This is a genomic window from Wolbachia endosymbiont (group A) of Udea olivalis (assembly GCF_964028365.1).
Lineage (GTDB): Bacteria > Pseudomonadota > Alphaproteobacteria > Rickettsiales > Anaplasmataceae > Wolbachia > Wolbachia pipientis.
This window is the reverse complement of record NZ_OZ034773.1, coordinates 467,448-481,794: the sequence shown is the minus strand read 5'-3', so window position 1 is coordinate 481,794 and position 14,347 is coordinate 467,448. Positions and strand designations below refer to the sequence as shown.

Here is a 14,347-nt window from a genome sequence, read left to right as displayed (position 1 = left end):
TTTGCCTTTTTTTCTGTTTAGTAAATTGTATCCGTTCAGCGGAGTGGTAGAATAAGGTAGACAAAGTGATCTAAAAAGATAATCATAGAGCAAAAGTGAGGTAATGTGGTAAACCTTTTAGAACTTTGCAAAAATTTACAGCAAAAAATAGAAAAACTGGAAGCAGAGATAGAAAACTTAAAAGCAGAAAATAAAGCTTTAAAGATAGAGAACGCTGAATTAAAGGAAAGGCTTGGTTTAAACTCGAAAAATTCATCTCTACCGAGCTCTAAAGAATTGTACAAAACAAAAAAGGACAAGCCAAAAAGCGAAAGGAATGTTGGCGATCAGGTTGGGTATAAAGGAAATTTTCATGCCACAATGGAAGCGGATAAAGTAGTAAAAATAGAGTTGCCTAATATTTGCGAATGCGGAGGAGAGCTTGTAATATGCGAAAAACCTTATGTTCACCAAAAAGTTGATCTTCCGGAAATTAGGCCTTATGTAGTAATTGGAACATGGTCGTTGTTGGAGATGCAGAAAAAGAAAAAGTAGCAAGTTACCAGAAGGTGTTACGCCAGATACATTTGGTCCAAGGGTTAAGTCTATAATTGCAGCACTCAGCGGATTTTACAAAAACTCAAAGCGTGAAGTGGCTAGTATCATAAATGACATTTTTAATTTGAACATAAGTGTTGGCAGCATATCAAATCTTACTATTACCCACAAATATGAGGTTCGTGAGCAAGTCGCCATCCTTCTGCTAGATCAAAGAGACGTCTCCACCCTTTCCAAAGAGTAATTGGTCCTGGTTTTGGGTCGCTTTTTCTTGCTAAATGACCTCCAAGTTCACGAAACGGCTTCTTTTATAGTAGGGGCTATATTTGGACATGGTTTCCTGTGTATTTTAACATATAAAACTTTCCATTCTTCCTCAGCTAATAAGGCAGTACATGGTAATGTTGGGTTAGTTCTTGCAATTGATGTAATAAAGAAAATTCTCCAAGCAATAATGCTCATGACTGTTAAATACCTCATTAATCTTTCTGCTGTTCCAAGTCTACATTCCTCAACTTTGAGACCGGATTTAAAATTTTATGTAATATCTCTATTTTCCATCTAAGGAAATTGTAAGTTAAAAACGTGATATAAAAGAGATAAGAGAGAAAGATAACCCTGCTCACTAGGAATAGCGGGCGTGCGCGACCGAAAGGAAATTGGTATTACAACCGTTGGTATCAAGGTACGCTAGCCCTATCTCTCGATACGTTTGAATAGTTGCTTGGGACATATATATGCACCCGTTTACAATCTTAAATTAACTAAAACTATCGAGGTTTATTATGGTTACATCTTATCAAAATTTTATTGGCATTGACATCGGAAAATTTAAAAATGTCGTTGCAATTCACAAACAGAAGAATGCTGTCGAATTTGATAATAATGCTTCTGGTTGGCAACAATTATTTCAAGAGTTTTCAGATATTCTACCTAATGCTTTAGTGACTTTAGAAAATACAGGGAAATATGAGCTTGGCTTATCACATTTTCTTACCGACAAAAATATTGCCGTGCATCGAGCTAATACTCGTAAAGTAAAAAGCTTTATTTTATCTCACGGAGCTTTAGCAAAGTCTGATAGATCAGATGCAAGAGCTCTTGCTCAATATGGATTTGAACGCCATAGAACTATCTCTCTATTTGTACCTACCTCTACAGAACAATCAACTTTGGCTGCACTTTGTCAACGTCGTGATGATATTACGCAAATGAGAACTCAAGAAAAATGCAGACTTGAAGCACCGGAAAATGATCATATAAAAGAAAGCTGTCAAAAGACCATTGAGTTTTTCGATAGTCAAATAAACGAACTCAATGATACTATACAAAAGATTATTGATGAAAGCCGCGAATTACAACAACGCCAAAAAATTCTTAAAACAGTTCCTGGAATAGGTAAAAAGTTATCACAAGATTTTTTGTGTTTAATGCCAGAGCTTGGTTACTTAAACAGAAAAGAAGTAGCAAGTCTTGCCGGAGTTGCACCGCATCCAAAAGAAAGTGGTAAAGCTGTTGGTTACCGAAGGATTACAGGTGGTAGAAGTAACGTTCGTTCAAAGCTCTTTACAGCCGCTATGGCTGCTACAAGGTCAAAATCTATACTTGGCGCCTTTTATTCTAAGCTTGTTGAAAGTGGTAAGAAGAAGATGGTGGCTATAACAGCCCTAATGCGTAAAATTATAGTAATTGCTAATACAAGACTTAAAGAAGCAATTAATTTGCATACTTAAAAATCTTCACAACGGTAACTAAAATTGGCTAATGAATATGTGCGTCCACACAGACTTAAAGCACATATTCATTAGCTTAAGCAGAAATTGCTGTGGTAGCTGTTTGATATAAAATTCTATTTCTATGACAAACGGGTTTTTATTGCCCATATAATTTGCAAAATTACACAAATAAAAAAATTTTTAAAAAACATAGTTGATAGCAGAAAAAGCACCAATAATAAAGTTAGCCTACGATGAGTTAGACAAGTTTTGCTGGAATGAGAAAGATTTAGTAGCATATGAAGAAAGAATAATGGATCTGCGGAAAGAAGAAGCCATTCTTGAATACAAACTTGAGGAAGGTATAGAGAAAGGAAAAATCGAAGTTGCAAAAAATTTACTTAAAGCTGGTGTATCTGTTAATTTAATAGCTGAATCCACTGGCCTTTCTCAAGCTGAAATTGTACAGCTTAAGCAAGAAGTAGCCTAAGTATCACGTTTTTCAGGGCTTTTTTAGCTCGGCAGTGGTCTGAAAAGTCCATTTTTCACTTTATAAAATGTTTATATTTTACCACCTACTTTATTTGAATAAGTTCTTCTGCCACACTCTGAACGGATACTTGAATCAGGCTCAAGTTGACAAGTAGATGTTATCTTGTCATAATAAATATTTATTAATTTAATCTTAACTTAAGAGGGTATTTATGGTAGCAAGTGATAGTGTTTTAAAAAGGTATGCGTTAGCCTATATAAAGAAATTAGGTAATAATAATAATATTGAAGGGTTTCTACAGTATTGTAATAATACACCGAATTTAACTTGGAGCAAGGAGAATTTTAAAAATGTGTATGAAGAATTTACACATCCAAATTCAAGCAATAGGCACGATACAGGAAGCAGAAATGATCAATATAACGCAGGGAATAACGCACAACCTACAGGCTCTCAGACTACACATATACATGTATACAATGATAGAGGTTTAGATTTTTGGGATTATTTACTACTTCGCAGCCTGTTTGGTGGTCATACTACAGTTATAAATAACCCTGGTTTCAGTAGTGGTAGCCATCAAAGCAGAGAAGATAAGAAAAAAGACTCAGAAGACAATAGAAAGTTATTAGCTTTAGGTATGGTAGCTGCAGTTGTGTGTGTTGCTTTCCATGCTGGTATGTGTTTTTGGTATAACAGCAGCAGAAAAGTGGCTAGAAAAGAAGAAAAAATAGATTACCTGGATAGTAAATTTAAAACGTTCAGAAATATAGAATTTGCGGTTGGCGCTGTTTCTTTGGCAGCTTTGGTAGCTTGTGCTGTTTACCCAGTCTTACCAGTGTGGGGTTTAGTTATCCTTGGCGTTAATTCTCTTGTGTGTTTTACTGGTGGTTTAGCTTTTCATATGAAGCATGAGGAAGAATCAGAAAATATCGAGAAAGCTGAAAGAGCGGTAGATAGCTATCTTAAACAAGGGCATGGTTATGGAGATTCTTCTCGTTATGATGCACCACCTCCTTACTTTTCTCAAGATCCTAATACTACTCCAACTGCTCCTCCTCAAAATGCATTTGATAATCCTTATTTGCAACAGAAGTTTGGGAATTGTAAGGGGTTCACGCGTGATAAAAATTAACAGTTTTATTTTTAGCCAAATTAATTGAATCAAGCTACAAAACCTGCTAAAGTTAACTTTGTGAAAGCACCCTTAGCTCAGTTGGATTAGAGCATTTGACTACGGATCAAAAGGTCGGGCGTTCAAGTCGCTCAGGGTGCACCACATTTTATAGGAAACAGAAGTCACACTTGAAATTAATATATGTAATACCTATCTTTAAAGGTTAAACACTAAACTATTATATATGAGCAAAAAAGACTACTATGATCTGCTGGAAGTAGGCAGAAATGCCAATATTGATGAGATAAAAAAAGCATATAAAAAATTAGCGTTAAAATATCATCCTGATAGAAATCCTGGCAATAAAGAAGCAGAGGAAAAATTTAAAGAAGTAACAGCTGCATATGAAGTTCTGTCTGACTCTGAGAAAAGGGCAGGCTATGACCGTTATGGCCACGAAGGTGCTTCTGGTGGATTTCAAGGCTTTAGCTCTGCAGGAGATTTTAGCGACATATTCAATGACTTCTTTGGTGGAGGATTCGGTGGTGGTGCAAGTAGATCGAGAGCAAAAAGAAGTACAACAGGAGTATCTGGAGCAGACCTACGTTATGATCTTGAAATTACCTTAGAAGATGCATTTAAAGGAATACAAGCGCCTATACATTATGTGACAAATGTAAAATGTGATACATGCCAAGGCACAGGTGGCGAAGGAGCAATTAAACCAGTTCAGTGCCACACATGCCAGGGAAGCGGTAGGATTAGAACTCAACAAGGCTTTTTTACCATCGAAAGAACATGTACTACATGCTATGGGAAAGGAGAAATAATACAAAACAAATGTAAGAAATGTGGTGGAAGTGGACGTAGAAGAGATGAAGTAAATATATCCGTTTCAATTCCAAAAGGCATAGAAGAAGGAGCTAAGGTAAGGATAAGTGGTAAAGGAGAAGCTGGAACAAAAGGTGGAAAAAGTGGAGATTTATACGTATACGTGAAAATAATTTTCCATAAAATCTTTGCTAGAAATAAAGCAGATTTACACTGTAAAGTGCCTATAAGAATGACACTAGCAGTGCTTGGTGGTGAAATCGATATTCAATCAATTGATGGAGCTAAAATAAAAGTAAAGGTCCCTGAAGGCACTCAAACTGGTACCAAACTACGTTGTAGGGAAAAGGGTATGCCATATATGAACTCACATGCTCGTGGTGATTTATACGTACAGGTAATAGTTGAGACTTTAAATCCAAAAAATTTAACTAAAAAGCAAATTGAACTATTAAAAGCGCTTGAAGAAGAGGAAAATGCAAGTGTACAAAAGCAATCTGAAGGGTTTTTTAGTAAAGTAAAAAAAAAATAAGAAATCTGCTAAATGACATAAAGGGGTAACTGTTTACGGGTTTTCATTTAATCCTGCAATTTTTTGATCTCACTCATGGAAAACTTAACAATAATTAGCCAATAGAAACTTCTTAGCTCCTTATAGCCAAAGTGGCTTAGGTTTACCTACAATTTGAAAAACAACAAATTCGTCATTCCGCTACTCGTTAGCGGAATCTATACCGCGAATAAATCGCGGTATGACGTTGGGAAACCTTTCTTGGGTTAGCTATAAAACTATGTAAAAGCAATAAATTTCTTTATTTAAGGTCGAAGTTTTGCTATTCTCAGGTTTTAATAATTTAAATTTAATGAATATAAACAAAAATGAGTTTTTATTTCTTCCGCTTGGGGGAGTAGGAAGAATCGGGATGAATGTTAGCCTATATCATTACCAAGGTAAGTGGATTATGATCGACCTTGGTGTTGGTTTTGCAGATGAAACTATGCCAGGTGTTGAGCTGCTCATTGCTGATATAGATTTTATTGCTCAAAGAAAAAAAGATTTACTTGGAATAATAATTACACATGCACATGAGGACCACTGCGGTGCAGTGCCCCACTTGTGGGAAGAGTTGCAGTGCTCCATATATACAACAAAGTTTACGGTTAATTTTCTTAAAGAAAAACTAAAAGAATTTCGATTGGAAGGTATAGTGCCTGTAAAAGAGGTAGACATAAATGGCAGCATAAATTTGGGTCCTTTTACCGTCGAGTTTATAAATGTAACTCATTCAATTCCTGAGGCAAATTCAATATTAATTAGCACTGAAATGGGTAGTGCACTCCATACCGGAGACTGGAAATTTGATCCAAAACCTGTTGTTGGATTAACTTCTAATATGGAGCGTCTAAAAGAAATTGGCGATAAAGGTGACCTGCTTGCAGCAATTTGCGATTCAACCAATATATTAAGCAAGCATCACCCTGAGTCAGAAGGTGAAATTTATAATAATATTTATAACATAATAAAGCGGTCTAAAAAATTAGTTGCTGTTTCGCTATTCGCTTCAAATGTGGCACGAATTGAAACGATAAGCCAAGCTGCAAAAGCACTAAATAGAAAAGTAGTTTTACTTGGTAGATCTTTATGGAGAATAGTGAAAGTTGCGCAAGATAGTGGTTATTTAACTGATTCTCCTCAGTTTCTTGAAGCAAAGGAAGCAGTAAATTTTCCAAGGGAAGAACTGGTGCTACTTTGCACAGGTTGTCAAGGTGAGCCACTGGCAGCTACCGCAAGACTTGCTGCTAAGAGTCATCAAGCATTTAAAATGCAGCAAGGTGATACCATGATCTTTTCGTCAAAAATCATTCCTGGAAATGAAACTCGTGCGCACAACATGCTCAATGCCTTTATTGAGATGGGGGTAGAAGTTATTACTGAAAAAACAGAGCATGTTCATGCTTCTGGGCATCCAACAAGAGAAGAGCTAAAGGAAATGTATTCTTTAATAAAACCGAAGATGTCTATTCCAGTTCACGGCGAATATATTCACACGCATGCACATGTAAAATTTGCTAAAGAGTGCGGTGTGGCAAAAGCAATAATGATTGCACCAGGTGATATTGTTAATTTGGAGAACGGAGAAAAAGTTGATTCAATTGATGTTGACTACTTTGGTATTGATGGTATGCTGCTACGTCATCCGGAGAGCAGTGTTATAAAAATGCGTAAAAGGATGAGAGATGCCGGAGTTATTGTGGTAACAGCAGTTGTAAACAAGAAAAATAAATTGCTTGCTAAACCAAAAGTATTTGTACCTGGTGTTTTTGAAGTGCTAGAAGATGCAGCTACCATACAGAAAATTGTCAAGAAAGTTGAGTCGTTGTTTAGTTTGCAGCCAACAAAAAAAATTAAAAATAAGATTGAAAGTTCAATATTGAGTATCTTAAAGGAATATTTACTAAAAAGGCCTATAATTGAGGTTCAGATAGAACAGGTATGAAATGAATGAAGCTATTCGTTCATCTGGTGTTATTTATTTCGTTATTTATTCCTTATTTTACAAAAGCTGCTTTATATGTTGATATAAAAAAAAGCAGTGTTGGTAACATTGGTCTTGTTGTATCTAAATGTACATGTAAAACAGCGTTGGAAAGCGAATTAAGCGAAAATATTGCAAAGGTAATAGGAACAAATTTATCTAATTGTGGCTTATTTAATGTAAAACGTGGCGCGGAAGCTGAATCTAAATCTTGGAAAAGCGATACTGTAGTCACAGTAAGTTTAAGCGAAATATCTGGTAGTGCATTAGAGCTATCATTTCGTTTATTTGACACTTTTACAAAAAGAGAATTACTTACTCAGTCAGTTGTTTTTCCAGCAAAAGACTGGAGAAAAATTGGTCACCTCGTTTCGGATGTGATACATGATAGATTAATTGGTGAGAAAGGGCACTTCAACACAAAAATCACGTATATCGCTGAAGAAAAAGATAGCAACTACAAATCTGTGCGTAAAATTGCTGTGATGAATCAAGATGGAAGTAATATAAAATACTTAACAAATGGCGATAGATTTGTGTCAACACCGAGATTCTCACCAAATGGAAAGGGTATTGTTTATATCTCGTACGCAAATGGTAAAAGTTATATAATATTAAAAAATTTAAAAGATAACACTGAATCAATAATCAGCGCATTTGAAGGAGTTGTTTCTGCACCAAGATTTTCTCCCGATGGTAAATCTCTTTTAATTTCCCACTCATTGGGTGGTGAAACGAATATATTATCTTTGGATTTAAGTAGTAAACGAACAAAAAAAATTACTAAAGGTTCAGCTATAAGCACTTCTCCCTCTTTTTCTCCAGATCAAAAGTATATGGCTTTTAGTTCTGATATAAGTGGGAGTCAGCAACTGTACGTTATCGATTTTACTAACAAAAGTAAAAAACCTAAAAGAATTAGTTTTGGAAGTGGAAGATATGCTACGCCTGTTTGGTCGCCAAAAGGAGATCTGATAGCTTTTACAAAGATTCAGTCAGGAAAATTTTACATAGGAGTTATGAAGCCAGATGGCAAAGAAGAACGTCTGCTTTCAGAGGGGCATAAAATTGAATCCCCGGCATGGCTACCAAATGGTAGAGAAATCATTTTTACAAGAACAGAATCACCAAGCAACTCTAAACTATATTTAGTAGACTTAGTAAAGAAAAATCAAAAAATGGTTTCCACTCCCACAAATGCTTCTTTACCGGATTGGTCTTATTTTTGAAAGTAGATCTATTATAGGTTTGATATGAGCCTTATTTTACTTTAATCGCTTATAACCTTTGGCACTACAAAATACCCATGCTCAGGTTTTGTATTGGACAATATCTCTTTTTTAATGTTTTGAGAATTTATAACATCATCGCGTACATGAATGTCCTTGTCTATGCTGCCATAACGCATAGGAGAAACACCTTCAGTATTAACTTGCAATAAAGTATCGTGTATCCAATCCAGCATTGTCAGTTCTTTGGAGTAGTGATCAATCTCGTCATTTGATAACTTAATCCTTACAAGCTGTGCAATTTTAAGCATTTCTTCCTTGGTAATTGTTATTTTTCTCTTATTTGCAAATTCTATTAGTGAAGTAATAACGTCTTCTGTTGACTTAGCTGGCATTTCTACCTCCTTGGATGAAGTGAGTTAAAATATTTACAACCGAAACAACTTCTATTTTACCAGTTTTTTCAAGTTTGTGAAGTATGGTATCCGTAATCACTAATTTATCTAAAGAAGAGGAAGAGATTTTCTCAACTGCACTTCCTGAAAGCACACCGTGTGTGATGCATGAAGTTACGGACTTTGCTCCGTAACTTTTTAAAGCAAGAGCTGCATTACACAACGTTCCACCAGAGTCAACTATATCATCAACAATGACACAATTTTTGTTTGCAACTTCTCCTATTATGTTCATTACTTGAGATGTGCCTGCTTTCTCCCTATATTTATCTACTACAATAATCTTATCACTTAACCCTATCTTGTACTTTTCCTCTAAAGCCCTCGCAAAAGCACGTGCTCTGCCAATTGCCCCAACATCAGGTGCAACAATTGCCAAATTTTCCGTGTTTATAGAGTCAACAAATGCTTCAAAGCAGTTCAAATTAGTTACCGGTACATCAAAGAATCCTTCAATTTGACTTGAGTGCAAATCAATAACTGCAACACTACTTGCACCTGCAGTTTGAATAAGATTTGCAACTAATTTAGCACTTAAAGCAGATTGCATATTATTGTTTTTGATAATTCTATCTTGTCTGCTATATCCATAATAAGGAATAATTACTACTATCCTTTTGGCTCCTAATCTATTTACTGCATCAATTATAAGCAGAAGCTCCATAAGGTTATCATTCACAGGGGGAGAAAGAGATTGTACTATGTATACTTCTTGATTATACAGATCATTTGCTACTTCTACATTTACCTCGCCATCGGTAAACTTTGATATCCAAGCAGATGATGGTTGAACATCTAGCCGGTTAACTACTGATTCCCCTAATTCCTTACTAGCATTACCTATTATTATCTTCATAACGCACTAATTGAGTTTTTAAGATTATACAGAAATTGTAAAATAATTGAAATGTAAGTTTCTTTATCTAGTATTCTTGTCGGCGAATTAGGTATCTCTTGTACAATGACCTGTCATTTTCACGCATTGTTTCAATATACAGACCCAAATTGAAACAACTATACAAAATCCTGCTTATGTTTCAAGATAAATGACTTTAATGAAATATAATTTATCTAGTCATTTGTATCTGCTAACATACTACACTTCCCATTGTAGAGCCTCTGCAACTTACTGAAATTTATAATCGCTTTATAAAAAGTTTTATACTCTTTGCTTAATTGGAGGTGCTACCTCTGCACTTTCTGCTCTGTCTAGGGTACTACTTGGTTTTTCTGCAGTAATTTTTTGAATGCTACCATCTACCTTATTCTTGATATCTGCTCCATATGATCTTAATACTTCAATAGCTTTTTCGTTTCCACTATTCAGCGCAATATCCAAAGCATCCATTCCATCATTATTTTTGTGGTTGATAAAATTCTCTAACTCAAAGATTTTTATATATTGCTCAATGATGAATTCTACCACTTTTCCAGGGCAATTATTAGCGGCAGGAAAGAGTACTGCATTGTTATTATTGTCTTTCTTTGTTACATCTGCTTTGAGCTTGTCTATCAAATACTTGATAATTTCTATTCTGCTATCATCTTCTGCTTCAGTGCACTGCCTAGCAGCTAAAAACAGAGCTGTTCGCCCATTATTGTCCACATCTTCAATATCTTGTCCCTTATCAATTAAGGCTTGTATTATATTTTTGTTCCCATACAAAGCAGCAAAGTGAAGAGGAGTATACCCTTCGGTGCTTTCTCTTTCATTAATCAATGCACCATGGCTAGCTAGTAATTCTATAAATTCTGGCGTATTTGCAAAAACTGCAAAGTGCATTGGTGTTAGATCATCTTTACCATGATTTTGAGTTTTTGCATTAACGTTTGCTCCATTTTTTATTAGCAATTTTGCTATTTCTAATTGTTTGCGTCCGATGGCAATATGCAGTGGCGTACGATTGCGTTCATAATGATCATTGACGTTTGTGCCACACTTTATTAGTAGTTCTGCAGCTTCAATATTACCTTCCTGAATTGCAACATATAAGGAAGCATATCCATCTTTTGTTTCCTCTGTCATACGAAATTGCGAACATGTTAGTTCATATATTATTAAGGATTATTATTAAGTTTTTATTAATACAATATTAATGTAGCGGGATGACGAGCTTATCGTCATCCCGCCGCGAACCGTCATACCACTGCGAACCGTCATACCGCCGCGGTATCTCTAGATCCCGCTAACAAGCAGCGGGATGACGGTTTTTCAAATTATCGTAAGTCAGTTTAGCTATAGCTACAAGTTTCATTCTTCCCTTACAAATAACTTTACTGCGTCCTTTTTTCGGATTCAGAATTAGCAAGAAACGTTCTTGTAAGGTGGTCTACTAAAATTTTGCTTTATAAAACAATGTCTGAACTATGCAATTAATACATTATCAACACAACTGATTCATAAAAGCAAATATTATAACCACGAAGAGAGGAAATGTTATACTTAGTTTAATAAGAAAGACCTTGAGAAAAAAAATGACTCATCAGGTAAACGATTCGAAATTGAAAGAGAAAGATGAAAAAAATATTTTAAAATTAGCATCAAAAATAAAAGGCAAAAAAAGTAGCATTGCTGAAGAACTAGAAAAAATATCTAAAAAGGAAAAACAAAGGATTCTTACTACGGAAGTAAGCAAACATCGGGGTAAAGAACCAACTATTATATCACTTGCTTATGCTATACTACGTAAAGATAGTATAGCTGTTGAGAAAATGTTAAGAGTAGCTAAAGAAAACGGTATTCTGAAAGACATTCTTGACGCAACAACAACTATAAAATATCCAGGTGGTCAGGAAGAAACTTGCACACCACTTACTTATGCCATATTATGTAAAAATAGCAAAACTATTGAAGAAACTTTAAAAGTCTCTAAAGAAAACGGTATTCTGAAAGATATTCTTAACGCAACAACAACTATAAAATATCCAGATGGTCGGAGAGCAACTGTTACACCACTTGCTTATGCTATACTATGTGAAGATAGTATAGCTATTGAAGAAATTTTAAAAGTCTCTAAGGAGAACGGTATTCTGAAAGATATTCTTAACACAACAGCAACTATAAGATATCCAGATAACAAGGAAGTGACTTACGCGCCACTTGCTTATGCTATGTTCTGGAAGGATAGCAAAGCTATTAAAGAAATTCTAGTAGCAGCTGAAGAGAACAGTATTCTGAAAGATATTCTTAACACAACAACAACCATGAAATATCTAGACCGGGAAGTGACTTACACACTACTTGCTTATGTTATACTACGTAGAGATAGTATAGCTGTTGAAAAAGTGTTAAGAGTAGCTAAAGAAAACGGTATTCTGAGAGATATTCTTGACACAACAATAACTATAAAACATTTAGATAGCCGGGAAGTGACTTACACACCACTTGCTCATGCTATGTTCTGGGAGGATGGCAAAATTATTAAAGAAATTCTAGTAGCAGCTGAAGAGAACAGTATTCTGAAAGATATTCTTGACGCAACAACTACTATAAAATATCTAGATGGTCAAGAAGAAATTTACACACCGCTTACTTACGCTATATCATGTAAAAATAGCAAAACTATTGAAGAAATTTTAAAAATCTCTAAAGAAAACGGTATTCTGAAAGATATTCTTGATGCAACAACAACTATAAAATGTCCAGATGGTCATGAAGAAACTTGCGCACCGCTTACTTATGCTATACTACGTAAAGATAGTATAGCTGTTGAGAAAATGTTAAGAGTAGCTAAAGAAAACGGTATTCTGAAAGATATTCTTGACGCAACAACAACTATAAAACATTCAGATAGCCGGGAAGTAACTTACACACTACTTGCTTATGCTATACTGCGTGAAAATAGTATAGCTATTGAAGAAATTTTAAAAATCTCTAAGGAGAACAGTATTCTGAAAGATATTCTTAACGCAACAATAACTATAAAATGTCTAGATGGTCGGAGAGTAACTGTTACACTACTTGCTTATGCTATACTACGTAAAGATAGTATAGCTGTTGAGAAAATGTTAAGAGTAGCTAAAGAAAACGATATTCTGAAAGACATTCTTGACGCAACAACAACTATAAAATATCCAGATGGTCAGGAAGAAACTTGCACACCACTTGCTTATGCTATACTACGTAAAGATAGTATAGCTGTTGAGAAAATGTTAAGAGTAGCTAAAGAAAACGGTATTCTGAAAGACATTCTTAACACAACAATAACCATAAAACATAAAAATAATCAAAAAGTAACTGATAAGTTACTTGCCGCATTACATGATCGCAAAGTTATTCAAGAAATTTTAGACATAGCTAGAGAAAACGATATTCTGAAAGACATTCTTAATGCAACAATAACTATAAAATATCCAGATAGTGAAGAAAAAATCTACACACCACTTACTTATACAATATCATGTAAAAGCAACGAAGCTTTTAATACAACAAGAGCTATAAATCAAGATGGTCAGGAAAAAACTCACATCCCATTTCCTACCGTTTCCGTACTTGATGAAAGAGAAACTGAATTAAAATTAAAAGAAAAAAGACAAAGTAGAAGAGATGAGGGATTAAATTTTAACAATGGTAGTAGTGACAAAAATGTTGAAATAAAAGTTAATGGGGATATCTTGTTGCAGCATAGTAGTGGAACTAAAAATGAAATAAATCATACTGCTGTACGTAATGATGTAGGGGGGGTAAAGCCTCTAATAGAAAGTAGAGTAAATGTTAAAGTACAGAATATAAATGCAGTGATTGCAACTTCTGTGACACTTGAGTTGGTAGCTAGTAAAATAACATGTGTACTGTCAAAACCCACCACTAAATTGGAAGAAGTAGCTATAACATATTTTCAAGGTTTAGCACTATATTTGTGAAACTTAATTTATATGTGCTAAACAAGATGCTGATTAGTTTTATAGCTAACCCAAGAAAGGTTTCCCTACGTCATACCGCCGCGGTATCTCTAGATCCCGCTAACAAGTAGCGGGATGACGATTGTCGTTTAGCCATAAATATTTAAGAAATTTACCAAATGAAAAAAAAGGCAAAAGAAGCCCTGGGGTTATTATCCGCTTTAAAATATTGGCGTTTTTTATGTTTTAAACGCTTGACAAGCGAGATTCAGCCGCTTTTAATTGCAACTAACTTACGCTGCAAATGTTTAAGAAGTTTACTAAGCAGAAAAAAAGACAAAGAATCCCCGAGTTAGCTAGTCTTTTACTATCTCTGTCGAGTATTGGCATTTTTTGATGTCTTGTAACGCTTTATAAGCGCGTTCAGCTTATTTAGATAAAAATCTAGATGTAGATGAAGTTTTGTAAAGACATACAGTATCTATATACTGCAAAAAATTGAACATAAGACGCCGATACATTAAGTAATCCTTACCTTTTAATCTGCAGATTGGCGAAAGCAAATACAATAGCTTCAGTTTCATGATAAGG

General features: G+C 34.9%; 9 protein-coding genes, 1 tRNA gene and 3 pseudogenes. 9 read left to right on the top strand and 4 right to left on the bottom strand.

What is annotated here, in order from left to right; genetic code table 11:
- Positions 1–105: 105 nt before the first annotated feature.
- Positions 106–691, top strand: a pseudogene (locus ABWU32_RS02205) (DUF6444 domain-containing protein); the annotation flags it as partial.
- Positions 692–698: 7 nt separating this feature from the next.
- Here the strand turns inward: ABWU32_RS02205 and ABWU32_RS02200 are convergent.
- Positions 699–1,103 (bottom strand): annotated as a pseudogene (locus ABWU32_RS02200) (IS4 family transposase); the annotation flags it as partial.
- A 219-nt stretch (positions 1,104–1,322) separates the two neighbouring features.
- On the opposite strand from ABWU32_RS02200, the gene ABWU32_RS02195 reads away from it, so the two are divergent.
- From ABWU32_RS02195 to ABWU32_RS02165, 7 genes and pseudogenes are all read left to right on the top strand, one after another.
- On the top strand, positions 1,323–2,270 hold the full coding sequence (locus ABWU32_RS02195; RefSeq protein ID WP_015588780.1) for an IS110 family transposase: 948 nt from the start codon (positions 1,323–1,325) through the stop codon (positions 2,268–2,270).
- A gap of 199 nt (positions 2,271–2,469) precedes the next feature.
- A pseudogene (locus ABWU32_RS02190) lies at positions 2,470–2,742 on the top strand (hypothetical protein); the annotation flags it as partial.
- Between the two features lie 214 nt (positions 2,743–2,956).
- Positions 2,957–3,880 carry a hypothetical protein gene (locus ABWU32_RS02185; protein ID WP_015588779.1) on the top strand — a complete coding sequence of 308 codons (924 nt, stop codon included), beginning with the start codon at positions 2,957–2,959 and terminating at the stop codon, positions 3,878–3,880.
- 66 nt (positions 3,881–3,946) lie between these two features.
- Positions 3,947–4,024, top strand: a tRNA-Arg gene (locus ABWU32_RS02180).
- Between the two features lie 82 nt (positions 4,025–4,106).
- The gene (dnaJ, locus tag ABWU32_RS02175) at positions 4,107–5,225 is read left to right on the top strand and encodes a molecular chaperone DnaJ (protein WP_353278739.1); all 1,119 of its coding nucleotides are present in this window, start codon (positions 4,107–4,109) and stop codon (positions 5,223–5,225) included.
- A 331-nt stretch (positions 5,226–5,556) separates the two neighbouring features.
- The gene (locus ABWU32_RS02170; RefSeq protein WP_012673044.1) at positions 5,557–7,191 is read left to right on the top strand and encodes a ribonuclease J; all 1,635 of its coding nucleotides are present in this window, start codon (positions 5,557–5,559) and stop codon (positions 7,189–7,191) included.
- A gap of 5 nt (positions 7,192–7,196) precedes the next feature.
- The gene (locus tag ABWU32_RS02165) at positions 7,197–8,459 is read left to right on the top strand and encodes a Tol-Pal system protein TolB (RefSeq protein ID WP_015588777.1); all 1,263 of its coding nucleotides are present in this window, start codon (positions 7,197–7,199) and stop codon (positions 8,457–8,459) included.
- Positions 8,460–8,500: 41 nt separating this feature from the next.
- Here the strand turns inward: ABWU32_RS02165 and gatC are convergent, their stop codons facing one another.
- The 3 genes from gatC to ABWU32_RS02150 form a co-directional block, all read right to left on the bottom strand.
- Complete coding sequence (gene gatC / locus ABWU32_RS02160) at positions 8,501–8,854, bottom strand: Asp-tRNA(Asn)/Glu-tRNA(Gln) amidotransferase subunit GatC (RefSeq protein ID WP_015588776.1); 354 nt, start codon at positions 8,852–8,854, stop codon at positions 8,501–8,503.
- Entirely contained in the window at positions 8,844–9,770 is a 927-nt protein-coding gene (locus ABWU32_RS02155) for a ribose-phosphate diphosphokinase (RefSeq protein ID WP_015588775.1), read from the bottom strand. The genes gatC and ABWU32_RS02155 overlap by 11 nt, the downstream gene beginning before the upstream one ends.
- A 303-nt stretch (positions 9,771–10,073) precedes the next feature.
- Positions 10,074–10,940 (bottom strand): ankyrin repeat domain-containing protein, encoded by an 867-nt coding sequence (locus ABWU32_RS02150; protein ID WP_006280296.1) that lies wholly within the window; start codon positions 10,938–10,940, stop codon positions 10,074–10,076.
- Between the two features lie 449 nt (positions 10,941–11,389).
- On the opposite strand from ABWU32_RS02150, the gene ABWU32_RS02145 reads away from it, so the two are divergent.
- A complete protein-coding gene (locus ABWU32_RS02145; protein WP_353278737.1) occupies positions 11,390–13,777 on the top strand; it encodes a hypothetical protein in 2,388 nt (795 codons plus the stop codon).
- Positions 13,778–14,347: the final 570 nt, after the last annotated feature.

Excerpts from the sequence above, each read along its gene's own strand:
- ABWU32_RS02195 (WP_015588780.1), top strand. The coding sequence starts at position 1,323 with ATGGTTACATCTTATCAAAATTTTATTGGCATTGACATCGGAAAATTT.
- ABWU32_RS02185 (WP_015588779.1), top strand. The coding sequence starts at position 2,957 with ATGGTAGCAAGTGATAGTGTTTTAAAAAGGTATGCGTTAGCCTATATA.
- dnaJ (WP_353278739.1), top strand. The coding sequence starts at position 4,107 with ATGAGCAAAAAAGACTACTATGATCTGCTGGAAGTAGGCAGAAATGCC.
- ABWU32_RS02170 (WP_012673044.1), top strand. The coding sequence starts at position 5,557 with ATGAATATAAACAAAAATGAGTTTTTATTTCTTCCGCTTGGGGGAGTA.
- ABWU32_RS02165 (WP_015588777.1), top strand. The coding sequence starts at position 7,197 with ATGAAGCTATTCGTTCATCTGGTGTTATTTATTTCGTTATTTATTCCT.
- gatC (WP_015588776.1), bottom strand. The coding sequence starts at position 8,854 with ATGCCAGCTAAGTCAACAGAAGACGTTATTACTTCACTAATAGAATTT.
- ABWU32_RS02155 (WP_015588775.1), bottom strand. The coding sequence starts at position 9,770 with ATGAAGATAATAATAGGTAATGCTAGTAAGGAATTAGGGGAATCAGTA.
- ABWU32_RS02150 (WP_006280296.1), bottom strand. The coding sequence starts at position 10,940 with ATGACAGAGGAAACAAAAGATGGATATGCTTCCTTATATGTTGCAATT.
- ABWU32_RS02145 (WP_353278737.1), top strand. The coding sequence starts at position 11,390 with ATGACTCATCAGGTAAACGATTCGAAATTGAAAGAGAAAGATGAAAAA.